The organism is Azospirillum sp. TSO22-1, from assembly GCF_003116015.1.
In the GTDB taxonomy this organism is placed as follows: domain Bacteria; phylum Pseudomonadota; class Alphaproteobacteria; order Azospirillales; family Azospirillaceae; genus Azospirillum.
On record NZ_LGQZ01000033.1, the window covers coordinates 1 to 16209 of the forward strand.

General features: G+C 71.1%; 19 protein-coding genes and 1 pseudogene. 9 read left to right on the top strand and 11 right to left on the bottom strand.

The window, feature by feature from the left end:
- Positions 1-561 (bottom strand): annotated as a pseudogene (locus tag TSO221_RS10220) (hypothetical protein); the annotation flags it as partial.
- A 180-nt stretch (positions 562-741) separates the two neighbouring features.
- Positions 742-1335, bottom strand: coding sequence for a cysteine hydrolase family protein (locus TSO221_RS10225; RefSeq protein ID WP_109118389.1), 594 nt, complete (start codon positions 1333-1335; stop codon positions 742-744).
- Between the two features lie 79 nt (positions 1336-1414).
- Between TSO221_RS10225 and TSO221_RS10230 the strand changes: the two genes are divergently transcribed.
- Together TSO221_RS10230 and TSO221_RS10235 are read left to right on the top strand one after the other, a co-directional pair.
- Positions 1415-2284 (top strand): LysR family transcriptional regulator, encoded by an 870-nt coding sequence (locus TSO221_RS10230; RefSeq protein ID WP_109118390.1) that lies wholly within the window; start codon positions 1415-1417, stop codon positions 2282-2284.
- A gap of 298 nt (positions 2285-2582) precedes the next feature.
- Positions 2583-2831, top strand: coding sequence for a hypothetical protein (locus tag TSO221_RS10235; protein ID WP_109118391.1), 249 nt, complete (start codon positions 2583-2585; stop codon positions 2829-2831).
- A 17-nt stretch (positions 2832-2848) separates the two neighbouring features.
- Here the strand turns inward: TSO221_RS10235 and TSO221_RS10240 are convergent, their stop codons facing one another.
- On the bottom strand, positions 2849-4648 hold the full coding sequence (locus TSO221_RS10240; RefSeq protein WP_109118392.1) for a CHASE domain-containing protein: 1800 nt from the start codon (positions 4646-4648) through the stop codon (positions 2849-2851).
- Complete coding sequence (locus TSO221_RS10245; protein ID WP_109118393.1) at positions 4648-5016, bottom strand: response regulator; 369 nt, start codon at positions 5014-5016, stop codon at positions 4648-4650. The genes TSO221_RS10240 and TSO221_RS10245 overlap by 1 nt, the downstream gene beginning before the upstream one ends.
- A 168-nt stretch (positions 5017-5184) precedes the next feature.
- Here TSO221_RS10245 and cimA point away from each other — a divergent pair, with 168 nt between their 5' ends.
- From cimA to cowN, 4 genes are all read left to right on the top strand, one after another.
- On the top strand, positions 5185-6789 hold the full coding sequence (cimA, locus tag TSO221_RS10250) for a citramalate synthase (protein WP_109118394.1): 1605 nt from the start codon (positions 5185-5187) through the stop codon (positions 6787-6789).
- A 27-nt stretch (positions 6790-6816) separates the two neighbouring features.
- Positions 6817-7587 (top strand): RNA methyltransferase, encoded by a 771-nt coding sequence (locus tag TSO221_RS10255; protein WP_109118395.1) that lies wholly within the window; start codon positions 6817-6819, stop codon positions 7585-7587.
- Positions 7588-7598: 11 nt separating this feature from the next.
- Positions 7599-8357 carry a PAS domain-containing transcriptional regulator gene (locus TSO221_RS10260; protein ID WP_247877998.1) on the top strand — a complete coding sequence of 253 codons (759 nt, stop codon included), beginning with the start codon at positions 7599-7601 and terminating at the stop codon, positions 8355-8357.
- Between the two features lie 122 nt (positions 8358-8479).
- Positions 8480-8767 (top strand): N(2)-fixation sustaining protein CowN, encoded by a 288-nt coding sequence (gene cowN, locus TSO221_RS10265; protein WP_109118396.1) that lies wholly within the window; start codon positions 8480-8482, stop codon positions 8765-8767.
- 10 nt (positions 8768-8777) lie between these two features.
- Here the strand turns inward: cowN and TSO221_RS10270 are convergent, their stop codons facing one another.
- Positions 8778-10094: a hypothetical protein gene (locus TSO221_RS10270; RefSeq protein ID WP_109118397.1), complete on the bottom strand. Its 1317-nt coding sequence runs from the start codon at positions 10092-10094 to the stop codon at positions 8778-8780.
- A gap of 284 nt (positions 10095-10378) precedes the next feature.
- Between TSO221_RS10270 and rpsD the strand changes: the two genes are divergently transcribed.
- Positions 10379-10993: a 30S ribosomal protein S4 gene (rpsD, locus tag TSO221_RS10275; RefSeq protein WP_109118398.1), complete on the top strand. Its 615-nt coding sequence runs from the start codon at positions 10379-10381 to the stop codon at positions 10991-10993.
- 196 nt (positions 10994-11189) lie between these two features.
- Here rpsD and TSO221_RS10280 read toward each other — a convergent pair whose 3' ends face one another.
- Complete coding sequence (locus TSO221_RS10280; RefSeq protein ID WP_109118399.1) at positions 11190-12293, bottom strand: alkene reductase; 1104 nt, start codon at positions 12291-12293, stop codon at positions 11190-11192.
- Positions 12294-12430: 137 nt separating this feature from the next.
- Here TSO221_RS10280 and TSO221_RS10285 point away from each other — a divergent pair, with 137 nt between their 5' ends.
- Positions 12431-13081, top strand: coding sequence for a TetR/AcrR family transcriptional regulator (locus TSO221_RS10285; RefSeq protein ID WP_109118400.1), 651 nt, complete (start codon positions 12431-12433; stop codon positions 13079-13081).
- On the opposite strand, the gene rarD is transcribed toward TSO221_RS10285, so the two are convergent.
- The 3 genes from rarD to TSO221_RS35315 form a co-directional block, all read right to left on the bottom strand.
- Complete coding sequence (rarD, locus tag TSO221_RS10290; RefSeq protein ID WP_109118401.1) at positions 13082-14017, bottom strand: EamA family transporter RarD; 936 nt, start codon at positions 14015-14017, stop codon at positions 13082-13084.
- 148 nt (positions 14018-14165) lie between these two features.
- Entirely contained in the window at positions 14166-14723 is a 558-nt protein-coding gene (locus TSO221_RS10295; RefSeq protein ID WP_109118402.1) for a hypothetical protein, read from the bottom strand.
- A gap of 10 nt (positions 14724-14733) precedes the next feature.
- The gene (locus TSO221_RS35315) at positions 14734-14871 is read right to left on the bottom strand and encodes a hypothetical protein (protein ID WP_158284046.1); all 138 of its coding nucleotides are present in this window, start codon (positions 14869-14871) and stop codon (positions 14734-14736) included.
- Between the two features lie 146 nt (positions 14872-15017).
- On the opposite strand from TSO221_RS35315, the gene TSO221_RS10300 reads away from it, so the two are divergent.
- The gene (locus tag TSO221_RS10300; RefSeq protein ID WP_158284047.1) at positions 15018-15464 is read left to right on the top strand and encodes a response regulator; all 447 of its coding nucleotides are present in this window, start codon (positions 15018-15020) and stop codon (positions 15462-15464) included.
- A 125-nt stretch (positions 15465-15589) separates the two neighbouring features.
- Here TSO221_RS10300 and grxD read toward each other — a convergent pair whose 3' ends face one another.
- A complete protein-coding gene (grxD, locus tag TSO221_RS10305) occupies positions 15590-15931 on the bottom strand; it encodes a Grx4 family monothiol glutaredoxin (protein ID WP_109118404.1) in 342 nt (113 codons plus the stop codon).
- A 26-nt stretch (positions 15932-15957) separates the two neighbouring features.
- On the bottom strand, positions 15958-16197 hold the full coding sequence (locus TSO221_RS10310; protein ID WP_109118405.1) for a BolA family transcriptional regulator: 240 nt from the start codon (positions 16195-16197) through the stop codon (positions 15958-15960).
- Between the last annotated feature and the right edge of the window lie 12 nt (positions 16198-16209).

Genomic DNA, 16209 nt, shown 5'->3' on the forward strand with positions numbered 1-16209 from the left:
GGGCGTGCGGGCGCCGCCGCGCGCCGGCAGCGCCGCCGCGCCGAGCACCGGCAGCGCGGCCAGCAGCGGCAGGGGCACGGCGGCGGCCAGCCACGCCACGCCGCCCGGCCCGGCGAACCCGGCCAGGGACGTGCCCACCGCCTGCGCCGCGTAGTAGGCGACGAGGTAGGCGGCCATCAGCCGCCCGCGCGTCGCGGCGTCGGCGAGGTCGTTGAGCCGGCTCTCCACCAGCACGAAATAGCCGGACACGGCGACGCCCGCGGCGAAGCGCAGCGCCATCCAGGCCGGTACGCCGTCGCTCGCCGCCAGCCCCGCGGTGCCGAGCGCGATGGTCAGGGCGAACAGCAGCGCGGCGCGTGGAACGCCCAGGCGGGCGATCACCCGCCCGGCCGCCGATGCCCCGGCCAGCGCCCCGATGAAGTGTGCCGAGGCGATGGCCGCCGCCGCCGTGGTGTTACCGGCGGCGAGCGGCAGCAGCGTCGCGGTGAAGCCGGTGCACAGCACCATCGCCACGACGGAGGCGAGCAGCGGCAGCGTGGCGCGCGGGGCAGGGAGGGGCATGGGACGCTCCGGTCCGGGTCGATACCGGAGCGCGTTGTACTCCCAGGCGTTTTATGGTGAAGAAAGCATAAATGCGCGGAAGTTGGGGCGGGAATGGGACGGGGCATCCGAGGTGTATTGCCCCCCTCCCAACCTCCCCCCGCTTCGCAGGGGGAGGGGACAGGGGTGGGGGCAAGCGGCTCACCACGCCCGATGGTCCGCCACCACCACCGCGAACCGGTCCGCCAGCGCGGCGAGGTTGGCGCGGTGCACCGCCGCGGCCGGGATCACCCCGCCCAGCGGGTCGGGCAGGGCGCGCGTCGCGGTGGCGCCGGCCACCAGGGTGACGCGCCAGCCGAGGTCGAACGCCGCCCGCACCGAGGACGAGACGCACATGTGCGTCATGAACCCGGCGACGATCAGCTCGCTGCGCCCGGTCGCCGTCAACTGCTCGTGCAGGTCGGTGCCGGCGAAGGCGTTGGGCAGGCGCTTGACCACCGTGGCCTCGCCGTCCAGCGGCTCCAGGCCGGGGATGACGGCGCTCAGCGGCCCCTCCGGGTCGAACAGGCCGCCGGGCTTGCCGTGCTGGACGATGTGGAACACCGGCACGCCTTCGCGCCGCGCCAGCGCCAGCAGCGCGCCGACCTCGGCCGCGGCGGCGTCGATGCCGTCCAGCGGCAGCCGGCCCTCGGTGTATTCCTTCTGGTGGTCGATCACCACCAGCGCCGCGCGGTCGAGCGGGCTGGGGTGCAGCGGCGCGCCGGCCAGGGCGAGCAGGGTGCGGGGTTCGGTCATGGTGTCCTCCGGAACGGGATCGTCGATGCGCGCATCGTCGCCTGTTCAATCCCGTCCCGCTATCCGCTAAAATGGCGCCATGCCTGTTCAAAAACGAACATCTCCGCTGGACTGGGAGGATCTGCGCGTCTTCGTGGCGCTGGCGCGGGCCGGCAGCCTGTCGGCGGCGGCGCGGAGCCTGCGGGTCAGCCACGCCACGGTCGGGCGGCGGGTGGCGGACCTGGAGGCGGCGGTGGGCGCGGTGCTGTTCGACCGTCGCGCCGACGGCTACGCGCTGACCGCCGAGGGGCAGGCGGTGCTCGACCTCGCCGCCGGGATGGACGAACGGGCGCAGGCGATCCTGCGCCGGGCCGGGCGCGGCGGCGGGCTGGCCGGCACGGTGCGGCTGACCGCCACCGAGATGCTGGGCGAACGCTTCCTGGTGCCTCGCCTCGCCGCCTTCCGCCGCCGCCATCCCGGCATCGACCTGGAGGTGATGACCGACCCGCGCTCGCTCAGCCTGGCGCGGCGCGAGGCCGACGTGGCGATCCGGCTGGCGCGGCCGGACGCCGGGGAACTGGTCGCCCGCCGTCTCGCCATCATCGGCTACGGGCTGTATGCCGCCGAGGGCGCGGCCGACGCGGTGATCGGCTACGACGATTCCCTGGCGCACCTGCCGGAGATGCGCTGGCTGGCCCGCCACGCCGCCGGCTGCCGGGTGGCGTTCCGGGCCAACAGCCTGTCGGCGCAGCTTGCCGCGGCGCGGGCCGGGTTCGGGCGGGCGCTGCTGCCGCGCTGGCTGGCGGCGGCGGAGCCGGAGCTGCGGCCGCTCGACCCGCCGGCCCCGCCGCCGGAGCGCGAGGCGTGGCTGGTGGTGCACCGCGACCTGCGCGACGTGCCGCGCGTGCGCGCCCTGCTCGACCACGTCACCGCGGCGTTCGAGGCGGAGCGGGCGCTGCTGGCCGGCTGAGCTACGCCCTTCGCCGGAGGGGCTGGCGGACGGCCGGGGGCACCTCGGTCGCGCCGCCGACTTGCTGCGCGGTGGACGATGCTTATGTGGATTCCAGGGGGGCCGCTCCGGTCTGCACGGATCCTGGGCAGGGAGCTTCGGATTCGGGCAAGGGATCCAATGCGGATCCCGCGTGTTGGTGAGGGAGAGGTACCGCGGCGGAGCCGCCGGTCCCGAGGTGGTGCCGCTGTTGCAGCGCGGCACGGCTCGTGCACGGTCCGCGCCGCGGAGTGACGACGAACCAGTGGAGTGTCGACGCATGTGGGATCTGCTGTTGGCGGGCGCCGCCTGGTACCTGTGTGGTGTGGTCGGGTTCCTGTACTGGTGGACCGAGGATTTCCAGGCCGATGCGCGCACCGTCGCCGAGGCGCTGGTGTTCGGCGCGATGGGCCCGGCCACCGTGCTCGCCGGCTGGCTGATCCACCGAGTCCTACTGGCCGGGGAACCGCGCGAGCTGAAGCCGATCCGCATCCGCACCGACGACGACCGCCGCCGTCCCCGCCGCTGACCGGCCACGCTGATGGATCAGGCGATGCGCCGCTCCGGCATCGCCTCGGCCCCCGTCCGGGCCGCGGCCGGGATCTCCACGGTGAAGACCGCGCCGCGGCCCGGGCGCGAGCGCACCCCGATCCGGTAGCCGAGCAGGCGCGTCAGCCGCGCCACCGTCGCCAGGCCCAGGCCCAGGCCCTTGTTGCGGTCCCGCTCGGGATTGTCGACCTGGTAGAAGTCCTCGAAGATCAGGTGCAGGCGTTCCGGCGGGATGCCGGGGCCGGTGTCCTGCACCTTGATGACCGCCCCGCCCTGCCGCGGCCGGCAGGCCAGCAGGATGCAGCCCGACGCCGTGTACTTCAGCGCGTTGTGCAGCAGGTTGCGCACGATGCGCTCCAGCATCGCCGGGTCGCTGTCGATGCTGAGACGGTCGAGGTGCACGCGCAGTTCCAGCCCCTTCGCCTCGGCCTCGACGTGCAGCTCGCGCGCGATGCGGTCGAGGAAGGCGTCGAGGTCGATCGGGCGCAGGGCCGGCTTCGCTGCGCCGGTCTCCAGCGCCGCAGTGTCCATGAGCGCCGTCAGCATGCGTTGCGCCGCCTCGAAGCCGGCGCGCGCGCCGTCCACCAGCCGGCGCATCGACGCGGCGGCGGCGTGCTCCGAGATCAGGTGCAGGTAGATGCCCAGCGTCTGCATGGGCTGGCGCAGGTCGTGGCTGGCCGCGGCCAGGAAGCGGGACTTGGCGGCGTTGGCGTATTCCGCCTCGGCGCGGGCGCGGGCCGCCTCGTCGTAGATGCGGCGCAGTTCGGCGGTGCGGTCGCGCTCGGCCAGCAGCGAGCGCGTCACCGCCACCAGCAGCACGCTGATGAGAAACCCGGCCACCAGGACCGTCACCGGCGCGCGCTGGTCCACCGACGCCTCGAAGCCGGGGGTGGCGCGGACGTCTACCGTCCAGGAGCGGCCGAAGACGTCCACCGCGGTGACCAGCTGGCGCGTGCCCGCCTCCTCCGCCGGCGCGTCGTACAGCAATGTTGCCGAATCCGCCGTGGCGCCGTCGTGGATGTGGACGTCCAGGTAGTCCTGCCATTGCCCGGTCATCAGCGGGTCCATCAGGTCGCTCATGCGGAACGGGCTGTAGACGAAGCCGCGGATGGCGCGCCGCCGGTCCCCGACACTCTCCAGCGGCAGGGCGCGGTCGTAGACCGGCAGGTAGATCAGGAAGCCGGCCTGCTCGTCCACGCCGGTCTCCTGCACCAGCCGGACCCTGCCGCTGGCGGCGGTCCGGCCGGTGTCGCGCGCCCGCTCCATGGCGGCGCGGCGCACCGGCTCGGAGAACATGTCGTAGCCGAAGGCGCGCAGGTTGCGGCCGCTGAACGGCTCCAGGTAGACGACGGGGAAGTAGGCGTCGCGTGGCGTGTCCGGCTGCACCCGGTAGTCGGGGAAGCCCTCGCCGCGCACGGTGATCTCGTGCGCGGCGATCTCGGCAGGCGCCACGCGCTCGGCGAAGCCGATGCCCTGGATGCCGGGATAGCGCTCCTCCACGTTCAGCGACGCCACGTAGGTGCGCCACGTGGCGCGGGTGACCAGCGCGCCGCCGGCATCCATCAGCGCCACGCCGCCGCGCAGGATCTGCTCGTAGTTTTCCATGCGCTCGACGATGGCGGCGGCGAGGTCGTGCGCCTGGGCGCGGAAGCGCGCGTCGGCCTGCCGATCGGCCTGCTGGTACAGCAGCCACGCCGCCAGCGCGGCCAGCGACAGGCCGAGTATCAGCGCCAGCGCCGCCTCCCAGGACGGCGGTCGGTGGTCGCCGTACGGCGGATCCGGCAGAGGCGCCACCATCACGCCCCCGGCTGGATCGCGCGGGCGAGGACGGCCTGCAGGTGCGGAGGCGGCACCGGCTTCTGCAGCACCGTGACGCCGCAGGCCCGCGCCTCGCGCAGGCCGTCGGTGCTGGTGTCGCCGGTGATGATGATGCTGGGGATCTCGATGCCGGTTATGGCGCGGATGCGGCGGATCGCCTCGACGCCGGTCTTCCCCTCGCGCAGGCGGTAGTCGGCGACGATGGCCTGCGGCGGCTCCCCGGCGGCGGAGAGCTTGTCCACCGCCTCGCGCTCGCTCTCGGCGGCGAGCACGCGGTAGCCCCACGCATCGAGCAGGACGTTCAACGCGCTCAGGACCGTGGTTTCGTCGTCGATGATGATGATCAGGGCGCCGGCTCCCCCGCGTGTTCAGGCGTCTTGCCCGTCCTGCCTCTAACATGGGCTGGGGGGGCGGAGGTTTCTATAAGCCCTCCGTCCTGCGCGCATGGCAGGAATCGGTTGAGATAATCCGGCCCATCCGCCATTCTTCTCGCCCTTTTTGGCGGGGATTTGGCGATGACCGGCGAACGCATCTACCTGTACGACACCACGCTGCGCGACGGCGCGCAGACCCAGGACGTGGACTTTTCGGTCGCCGACAAGATCGCCATCGCCAAGGACCTCGACCGCCTGGGCATCGACTACGTCGAGGGCGGCTGGCCCGGCGCCAACCCGACCGACGACCAGTTCTTCGCCCAAGTGCCGGAGCTGACGCGCACCACCTTCACCGCCTTCGGCATGACCCGCCGCCCCGGCCGCAGCGCCGCCAACGACCCCGGCCTGTCGGCGCTGTTCAACGCGCGCTGCAAGGCCGTGTGCATGGTCGGCAAGTCGTGGGACTTCCAGGTCGACGTGGCGCTGGGCATCCCGCGCGAGGAGAACCTGGAGCTGATCGCCGACAGCGTCGCCGCGGCGAAGGCCGCCAAGGGCGAGGCGCTGTTCGACGCCGAGCACTTCTTCGACGGCTACAAGCGCAACCCGGATTACGCGGTCCGGTGCATCCGCGCCGCCTACGAGGCCGGCGCGCGCTGGATCGTGCTGTGCGACACCAACGGCGGCACGCTGCCCGACGAGATCGAGGCGATCGTCCGCGCCGTGGTGACCGAGCACGGCATCCCCGGCGAGCGCCTGGGCATCCACTGCCACAACGACACCGAGAACGCCGTCGCCAACTCGCTGGCCGCGGCGCGGGCCGGCGTACGGATGATCCAGGGCACCATCAACGGCCTGGGCGAGCGCTGCGGCAACGCCAACCTCGTCTCGCTGATCCCGACGCTGATGCTGAAGATGGGCTTCGAGACCGGGATCAGCCGCGACGACCTGCCCCTGCTGACCGAGGTCAGCCGGAACCTGGACGAGCGGCTGAACCGCGCCCCCAACCGGCACGCGCCCTACGTCGGCGCCGCCGCCTTCGCGCACAAGGGCGGGCTGCACGTCTCCGCCATCGAGAAGGACCCGGCCTGCTATGAGCACGTGCCGCCGGAGACGGTGGGCAACCGTCGGCAGATCGTGGTGTCCGACCAGGCCGGCCGCTCCAACATCCTGGCGCGCCTGCGCGAGGCCGGCATCGACATCGACGCCAAGGACGCGCGCCTGCCCAGGCTGCTGGATCTGGTGAAGCAGCGCGACACCGAGGGCTACGCCTACGACACCGCCGAGGCCAGCTTCGAGCTGCTGGTGCGCGGCGAGCTGAAGCAGCTGCCCAACTACTTCGAGCTGCTGCGCTTCCACGTCACGGACGAGCGCCGCTACAACGCCAAGGGCGCGCTGGTGGTGGAGTCGGAGGCGGTGGTGCGCGTGCGCGTCGGCGGCGAGATCCAGCTGCACGTCGCCGACGGCAACGGCCCGGTCAACGCGCTCGACCACGCCATGCGCAAGGCGCTGGAGGGCAGCTATCCGGAGCTGAAGGGCGTCAAGCTGGTGGACTACCGCGTGCGCATCCTCGCCGCCAGCGCGGCGTCGGGCGCCATGCCGCGCGTGCTGATCCGCAGCCAGAACGTCTCGGGTACCGAGTGGTCGACGCTGGGCGTCTCCACCAACATCATCGAGGCCTCGATGGAGGCCCTGGTGGACAGCTACACCTACACCCTGTTCAAGGACGGCGTGACGGCACGCGGGTGACCCGGGCCGACGCTTCGAGAGACTGACATGACCTCCGGCAAGGACCCCAACCGGCCGACCATCACGGGCGGCCCCACCGTCATCCTCGTCCAGCCGCAGATGGGCGAGAACATCGGCGCCTGCGCGCGCGCCATGCTGAACTGCGGCCTGACCGAGCTGCGCCTCGTGCGCCCACGCGACGGCTGGCCGAACGAGAAGGCGCAGGCCAACGCGTCGGGCGCCGACCTCGTGCTCGACAACGCGAAGCTCTACGAGACGACCGCCGAGGCGGTGGCCGACCTGCAGGTGGTCTACGCCACCACCGTGCGCACCCGCGGCATGGTCCAGGAGTTCGTCACGCCGCGGGTGGCGGCCGAGGAACTGCGCGCCCGGTACACCGCCGGCCACACGGTCGGCGTGCTGTTCGGGCCGGAGCGCACCGGGCTGGTCAACGACGACCTGACGCTGGCCGACAAGCTGATCACCGTGCCGCTCAACCCCTCCTTCGCCTCGCTGAACCTGGCGCAGGCGGTGCTGCTCATCGGCTACGAGTGGTTCCAGACCGGCGAGGTCCCGCCCGAGCGCGTCCTGCACACCGGCCAGTCGCGCCCGGCCACCAAGGCGGAGCTGCTGAACTTCTTCGAGCACATCGAGGGCGAGCTGGAGCGGACCGGCTTCTTCACCACGCCGGAGAAGCGCCCCTCCATGGTGCGCAACCTGCGCAACGCCTTCGAGCGCATGCAGATGACCGAGCAGGAGGTCCGCACCTTCCACGGCATTCTCGCCAGCCTGACCGGGCGGCGGAAGGGCGGGACGTAGCGACAAACCGCTTGCGCGCCGCGCCGGCCTGTCCGACGCTGGCCGGCGCCATGCCGCCCACCCGCACCCCCGCCCCGTCCTCCTCCGGCAGTTTCGAGTACCGGCTGCAGCGCACGCCGGTGGGCGTGGTAATGCTGGACCTCGCGCGGCGCATCACGGCGGTGAACGCGGTGGCGGGCCGGCTGCTGCGGCTGAAGGGCACCGATCCGATCGGCGCGGACATCTTGGCGTTCCACCCGCCGGCCTCGCGCGCCAAGGTGCGCTGGTTGATCGACGCCGCCGAGAACGCCACCGACGGCACCGCCGGCATGGTGGTGACCACGCCCATGGGCAGCCTCGTCGCCAAGGTGACGACGCTGGGCGACCAGGGTTTCTGCATGATGTTCCACGCGCTGGGCGAACTGCCCATGGGCGACGCCGAACCGGCGGAGCGTCCGCACCTGCTGAAGCTGCCGGTGCTGCGCGGCGGCGCCACCGAGCTGGTGGAGATCGCCGACATCGTCTGCCTGACCGCCCAGGGCCACTACGCCGAGGCGCTGACCCGTGCCGGCACGCACCTCTGCCCGCTGGCGCTGGCGGAACTGGAGAAGCGCGTCGATCCCCTGACCTTCGTGCGCGTCCACCGCCGCCATCTGGTGAACCTGCGCCACGTCCGCGCCGCCGAGCGGGTGGACGGCCGCTGGACGCTGGCGCTGTCCGCCGGGCAGGGCGCGCGCATCCCGGTCGGCCGCGACAAGGTGGAACTGGTGCGCCGCCTTCTTGCGGTGTGATGCCGTTCATGCGCCGATGATGCCGTTCGTGCGCCGCCGGCGCGGTTCGGGCGCCGCCGGTTGAGCGCCGGTGCCGCCGGTGCGAGGCTGCCCGGGTCAACGCAGTCCTTTCAGGTGAGACGATGACCCAGCTCGCCCGCTACACCAGCTTCGCCGGCATCGACTTCGACGGCAACATGGCCGCGGTGCTCGGCCACCTGCGCCGCTACATTGACGACCCGGCCACGACCAACCCGTTCTGGGAACGCTTCAAGCAGCGCCTCGCCAAGGCCGAGAGCGACCGGGTGCCGGTGGCTGATGCGCTGCTGCTCATGCACTCCCACGTCTACTACATGGTCGAGCTGTTCGAGGAGCATGACGACGAGGTGGCCCTGGCCGCGCTGAAGAAGCTGGAGGAGGAGTGCTTCTGAGCGCCGCGCTTCAGATTGACCGACCGGGCGCCACCGGGGCGGGGGCGCCGCGTTCCGCCCGTTTGTCGTCCGGCTTCGGGCCGGTACCCCTCAGGCGGACGAACTGCGACAGCAGGTCGAACCAGAACGGTGCCCCCAGCGACAGGGCGAAACCGGTCAGCAGCCAGCCGAGCAGGTGAGTGGCCAGAACGTTGATGAGGACGCTAGGAAAACGCACCAGTCCGTCCCACGTCGGGATGAACGATTCGAGTGTCAGGGGCAGCGGCTCACCGGTCTTCTCATCGACCGGCCGCGCCCAGCCGATGGGCAGCCCGCCCAGCTTGGCATTCGCCTTGCGGATATCGGTGACCCAGCATTCGAGGTTCTTGGCGGGCGACTCGTCGGACTTGTCCGCGCAGGCGCTCTTGAGGAAGTCCTGCTTCTTGGTCGCCTCGACCGCGGCTTGCACGAAGGTTGCGCGCAACGTGTCGTTGCTCCACAGCTCCTTGCTGATGGCGACCGTGTCCACGTTGAGCGCCACCGTCACCAGCATGGCGACCAGCAGGGTCACCCGCTGGATGCGCTCCTTGTACCAGCCGGAGACGCGGTCCATGGACTGGTCGAACCAAGCCTGAATGGCTTTGACGGATGCCTCCGCCTTGCCAAGGGCATCCACCGCCTCCAATTCAGCGCGCGCCACGACCGGCAACAGCGCCGTGCGCAGCGGATGCCATTCCGGCAGTCGTTCCACCGCCGCCTTCACGTCGGTGAAGGCTTGGCCCACCTGAAGCGCCGGCGTGTCCGCCGGCTTCGGCGGCGGGTCGCCCGGCTTCTGGGCCGCGATCTGCTTAGGTGGTTCGGACGGCATGGCGCCGGACCGCAGAACGTCCACCAGCGCGGTCACGAACAGCTTCGGGTCGATGTAGCCCGGCACCTTGTCGCCCGGCGCGAGCCGGTAGATCAGAGGATGCTTGAACAGCTGATGCGACAGCGATTGGTCGAGAGGCACGTTCTCCGGGGTCGGCGGAAGGTTGCGCGCGTCGGTCGAAAGGGTGCGCCTCCCGTCGAAGCGCAGCGCCAGGAGGGGCATGATCAACACGTTGACCGGGGACAGGAGGGTCTGTCCGACCACCCGCTTGACCCGGTCCCAAGCCGTGGCCGGCCAAGGGGCGGCGTCATGCCGCGGCGGCGTGTTGTCGAGCAGCCAGACCAGTCCCTCCGCGAGGTTGATGGCACGGAGGCGCAGGAAGGAGGCGACGGTCTCGATGATCGCCGTGCATATGATGCTCAGCACCAGGTAAGCGAACATCAGGCCGATGGCCGTGTCGAGAAGCTTGAGCTGGTCCATGGCTTCTCACCCGCGGACGAGAGGGTTGCGATAACATCGCCGTCGTAAAATGACCTGAGGCTGTGGCTCTGCCAACCATGTCTCTGAAATGGTGTTTGGCCAAGCGGAAAATCCCGCACGTGCCGGGCGGGCACGTCGCGTTTGACATTCGGCGCGCGATCCGTATAGTGCGCGCCTTCACTTCCCGGGAAGGCGGGCGTGCCTGCTTGTCTGCGCCCCGTCCCCGGCGGAAACGCCGGTGGAACTACCGGGACAAAACCAACTCGCGAAAACCGAGGACGAGTATGAGCAAGCGTCAAGAGTCCAAGTACAAGATCGACCGCCGTCTCGGCGTCAACCTCTGGGGACGTTCCAAGAGCCCGCTGAACCGCCGCGAGTACGGCCCGGGCCAGCACGGCCAGCGCCGCAAGAAGCCGTCGGATTACGGCCTGCAGCTGATGGCCAAGCAGAAGCTGAAGGGCTACTACGGCAACATCGGCGAGAAGCAGTTCCGCAAGATCTACCAGGAGGCCGTGCGCCGCAAGGGCGACACCGGCGAGAACCTGATCGGTCTGCTGGAGCGCCGCCTGGACGCCGTCGTCTACCGCATGAAGTTCGTCCCCACCCCGTTCGCTGCCCGCCAGTTCATCAACCACGGCCACATCCTGGTGAACGGCAAGCGCGTCAACATCCCGTCCTACCGCGTCAAGGACGGTGACGTGATCGAGGTGAAGAACAAGTCCAAGCAGCTCGCGCTGGTCCTCGAGGCCGTCGCCTCGGGCGAGCGCGACATCCCCGAGTACCTCACCGTCGACACCGGCGCGCTGAAGGGCAGCTTCCTGCGCGCCCCGCAGCTGGCCGACGTGCCGTACCCGGTGCAGATGGAGCCGAACCTGGTGGTCGAGTTCTACTCGCGCTAACCGCCGGTTCTCGGACGACACGCGAAAGGCCGCGCCTCCGGGCGCGGCCTTTTCGTTTCTTAGCCCTCCCTCGCCTCCGGCGGGGGAGGGAGGGGACCCAGGCGAAGCCTGGGGAGGGTGGGGGCTACGGCCTTTCCCAAAAGCCGCTGCCCCCACCTAACCTCCCCCGCCGGAGGCGGGGGAGGGACAAGTCTCGTCAGGCGTCCACCGTCTCCAGCGCCGGATAGTCGGTGTAGCCCTTCTCCGTGCCGCCGTAGAAGCTCGCCTTGTCGCCCTCGGCCAGCGGAGCGCCGAGCTTCAGGCGGGCGGGCAGGTCGGGGTTGGCGATGAAGGGGATGCCGATGCTCACCAGATCGGCCTCGCCCTTGGCCAGCACGGCGTCGGCGGCCGCGCGGGTGTAATAGCCGCCGTTGATGATGAAGGTGCCCTTGAAGGCGGCGCGCAATTGGGACGCGACCGCCGGGGCGCCGGCCGGCAGCGTCATCGGGCCATCGATGCCCTCGATCACGTGCAGGTAGGCGAGGTTGAAGGTGCTCAGCGCCTTGGCGACGTGGGTGAACAGGGCGACCGGGTCGCTGTCGCGCATGTCGTTGAAGGTGCCGTTCGGCGACAGGCGGACGCCGACGCGGTCGGCGCCGATGGCGGCGACGGTGGCCTCGACGATCTCCAGCAGGAAGCGGGCGCGGTTCTCGATGGAGCCGCCGTAGGCGTCGGTGCGCTTGTTCGTGCCGTCGCGCAGGAACTGGTCGATCAGGTAGCCGTTGGCGCCGTGGATCTCCACGCCGTCGAAGCCGGCGTCGTAGACCGCCCGCTTGGCCGCCTCGGCGAAGTCGCGGACGAGGCCGGGGATCTCGGCCGTCTCCAGCGCGCGCGGCACCGGGAACGGCTTCATGCCCTCGCCGGTGTACAGCTCGCCCGCGGCGGCGATGGCGGAGGGGGCTACGGGCGGCGCGCCGTTCGGCTGGAAGATCGGGTGCGAGATGCGGCCGACGTGCCAGAGCTGCACGAAGATCCGCCCGCCCTTGGCGTGCACCGCCTCGGTCACCCGGCGCCAGCCGGCGGCCTGGGTGTTGGTGTGGACGCCCGGCGTGCTGGGGTAGCCCTGCGCGGTGTCGTTCACCTGCGTGGCCTCGGAGATGATCAGGCCGGCCGAGGCGCGCTGCGCGTAGTACTCGGCCATCAGCGGGGTGGGGGCGTTGCCCTCGCCGGCGCGGCTGCGGGTCATCGGCGCCATGGCGATGCGGTTCGGCAGCTCGAAGGCGCCGACGCGGACGGGCGTGAAGAGGTCGATCTGGCTCATGGGAGGTTCGCGTCCTCAGGTATGTATGTGCGTACATACTTACCGCATCGAGGCCGCTTGTCAAGTATGCGCGTGCATACCTATTATAAGCTCTATATCAAGCCTGCCGGGCACGGTGCCCGGCGAGGAAGGACGCCATGTTGGACGAGGAGACCCCCTGCGCGCGGGGTGACGAGGGCTGCGCCGGTCCCCGCAAGCGCGACCGCGAGGCGACGGCCAACGCGCTGCTGGACGCCGGCAAGCAGGTGTTCGCCGAGCGCGGCTTCGACGCCGCGACGACGCGCGAGATCGCCGCGCGCGCCGGCGTCAACGAGCAGCTGATCCAGCGCTACTTCAGCGGCAAGGCCGGCCTGCTGCTGGCGGTGGTCGAGCGCTATGGCCGCGAGGAGGCGCAGGGCTGCACGCTGCCGCCGATGACCGGCACCTGCGTGGAGAAGGAGATCCACACCTTCCTCCACCATCAGGCCGAACACGCCTGGAAGTGCCGCGAGTTCACCAAGGTGATCATGGGCCGCGCGCTGGTCGATCCGGCCATCGCGGCGGAGATGGGGCGGACGCTGTCGGAGAGCCGCATTCCCAGCCTGCTCTCGCGGCTGGAGGCCCTGCGCGACAAGGGGCTGATCGACCGCGACGCCGACCTGCCGAACGTCGCCGCCGGCATCGCGACGCTGAGCTTCGGCCTGGGCTTCCTGGATCAGGTGGTGTTCGCCGAGGACAACGGCCGGGTGTGCGCGGTGGCGCGCAGCATCGCGACGACGCTGGCGCGGGGATTGGCGCCGAAGGGTTAGTCAGTCCCCCGCCGCCGCGGCCGTCCGAACCGCCGCCCGGTGCGTGACGAAGGCGTCGTGCGAGTAGAGCACCAGCGCCACCCAGATGCAGCCGAAGGCGACGGCGTGCGCCGGGGTGAAGGTCTCGCCGTAGACCAGCACGCCGAGGAGCAGCTGCCCGGTCGGCCCGATGTACTGCAGCAGCCCGATGGTGGAGAGCTTGAGCCGCGCCGCGCCCACCATGAACAGCACCAGCGGCACCGCCGTGATCGGCCCGGCCAGCGCCAGCAGGACCGCCGTGCCGGTGCCGCCGCTGACGAACGCCCCCTGCGGCCCCAGCCACAGCAGGTAGCCGAGCGCCGGCGGGATCAGCAGGCCGGTCTCCACCAGCAGGCCGGTGACCGGCTCGATGGCGGCCTTCTTGCGGACCAGGGCGTAGATGCCGAACGTCACCGCCAGCGCCAGCGCGATCCACGGCACCACGCCGTACCACAGCACGAGGCTGAGCACCCCGGCCGCCGCCACCGCCACCGCGACCATCTGCTGGCGCGACAGCCGCTCGTGCAGGAAGACGACGCCGAGCAGCACGTTGACCAGCGGGTTGATGTAGTAGCCCAGGCTGGACTGCAGCATCTGCCCGCTGAGCGTGGCGTAGATGAAGATCAGCCAGTTGGAGGAGACCAGCGCCGTGGTGACCGCCAGGATGCCGAGCCGCCGCCACGTGCCGACCGCCCGCACCACGGCCATCGGCCCGCGCGCCGCCAGCACGAAGGCGCCGACCAGCAGCACGGTCCACACCACGCGGTGCGCGACGATCTCCACCGCGCCGATGCCGGTCAACAGCTTGAAGTAGACCGGCGCCACCAGCCCCCACAGCAGGAAGGCCCCGGTGGCCGCGGCCAGGCCGGTGAACGTCGGGTTGTGGCGGTCGGTGGTGGTGTCACTGAGGGTCGTCATGCCTCCGGTGTAGCACGGGGCCGGCGCGGCGGCGAGGCGACGCCGGGCATGACCGGGCTGCACCGCGGGCATGACGCTCCGTGGGGCGAACGGTTCAGCGTCTGCGCTCCTGCGTCTGCGGCGCGGCCGGCGCCGTCAGCGGCGACTATCACCGGCGCTCCGGATCCTCGTGGTCGAGGCGCTGGCGCGCCGCGTCGGCGGCCGAGCCGGGGACGGCGGACGGCGATGCCGTGCCGGGATTCACCGGGGGTGGCGGCACCGCCTCGGCGTTGCTGACGCGCAGCGCCTCGGCGGCCTTGCCCAGGTTGCCGTCGCCGCCGGTGTCGGTGCGCGGCTTCACCATGACCGGCGGCGGTTCGCCGGTCCAGCCGGAGGCGCGCCATTCGGCCGAGCGGGCGGCGAGATCGACGCTGTCCCCGCTTTCCAGCACGCCCATGGCGCGGTTCACCGCCTCGTCGTCGCGCGGCGAGACGACCAGCAGCGCGCCGCCGCGGCGCAGCCCCTCGGCGTAGGCCACCGCCTCGTCGTGCGGCGCGCCCCAGCCTTCGAGCTGCGGCATCACCTCGCCGTAGCCCTCGCCGGCGCCGTAGCCGGAGTTGTGCAGCACCTCGACCTCCATGTCGGAGAAGCCGGCGGCCAGCAGGTCGCGCTCCGCGGCCTCGGCGTCGTCCAGCGCGTCGAACAGGGCGACCAGGGTCTTCGCCATGACAGCCTCCTCAGTGCAGCCAGACCAGCAGGAGCGCCGCCACCACGACCAGCGCGACGATCCACAGGAACGACCGGGACTGCGACCGGATCGTGCCCACCCCCTCGTAGACGCCCACCTTGCGCGGGCCGTGATGGTCGGTGGCCATGCTGCTCTCCTTTCTGAACCTTCGGCAGAGGCAACAGGCGGATGGTCGGGCCGGTTCCGGCCAAGCCCACGAATCGGGTACGGCGAAAGCGCTGTTGCGCGCCGGGCGGGGCAGGGCCACCTGTCCGGTTTGGGGGGACTCGTCTCATGAAGGTGCTGATCGTCGAGGACGAGGCGCTGATCGCGCTGAGCTGGGCGCAGGTGGTCGAGAGCCTCGGCCACCGGGTGCTGGGCATCTGCGCCAGCCTGCCGGCCGCCCGGGAGCTGACGCGGCGCGAGGCGCCCGACGTGGCGCTGGTCGATCTGCGCCTCGGCGGTGGCCGCTGCGGCGCCAAGGTGGACGAGTACCTGAACGAGGCCTTCGGCACCACGTCGCTGTACGTCACCGCCAACCGCGACTTCGCCTACCGCTACGGCACCCGCGCCATCGGTTTCGCCGAGAAGCCGCTGTCCGGCGATTCCCAGTTCGCCGTGGTGCGCTTCCTGACCGCGTGGCACGAGGGCCGCCGCCCGCCGGTGCCGCCCGGGGTGACGCTGTTCGGCGACGCGCAGGAGGTGATGACGGAGGCAGCGCGGGCGGAGGAAGTTCAATAATTCCTCCCCCAGCCCCGCTGGGGGAGGTTAGGAGGGGGCAGCGGCCTTCGGGAACGCCGTAGCCCCCACCCTCCCACGTTGTGGGCCCCTCCCTCCCCCGCCGGAGGCGGGGGAGGGGAAAAAGGTCAGGCGTTGGCGCCGGTGGCGATGCCCTTGTCGGCGAGGAGCTGCTGCAGCTCGCCGTTCTCGTACATCTCGCGGACGATGTCGCAGCCGCCGACCAGCTCGCCCTTGACGTAGAGCTGCGGGAAGGTCGGCCAGTTCGAGAAGTCCTTCAGGCCCTGGCGCAGGCCCGGATCCTCGAGGATGTTGATGCCCTTGAACTTCACGCCCACGTGGCTCAGCACCTGGACGACGGCGGCGGAGAAGCCGCACTGCGGGAACACCGGGGTGCCCTTCATGTACAGCACGACATCGCTGCCGGAGAGATCCTGCTTGATGCGTTCGGCGACGTTCGGATCGACCATGTCTCGTACCCTTTTGTAAAAAAGCCTCAGGCCCCTTCCGGAACCGCGGTGGTGAGCGCCAGGGCGTGCAGCTCGCCGCCCATTCTGCCTTGCAGCGCCGCGTACACCATCTGGTGCTGCTGCACGCGCGACTTGCCCTTGAAGGACGGCGATTCGACGTGCGCGGCGTAGTGGTCGCCGTCGCCGCGCAGATCGGCGATCTGCACGGTGCAGTCCGGAATGCCTTCCTTGATCAGGCGTTCGATGTTCGCGGCTTCCATCGCCATTGGTCGTGTCCT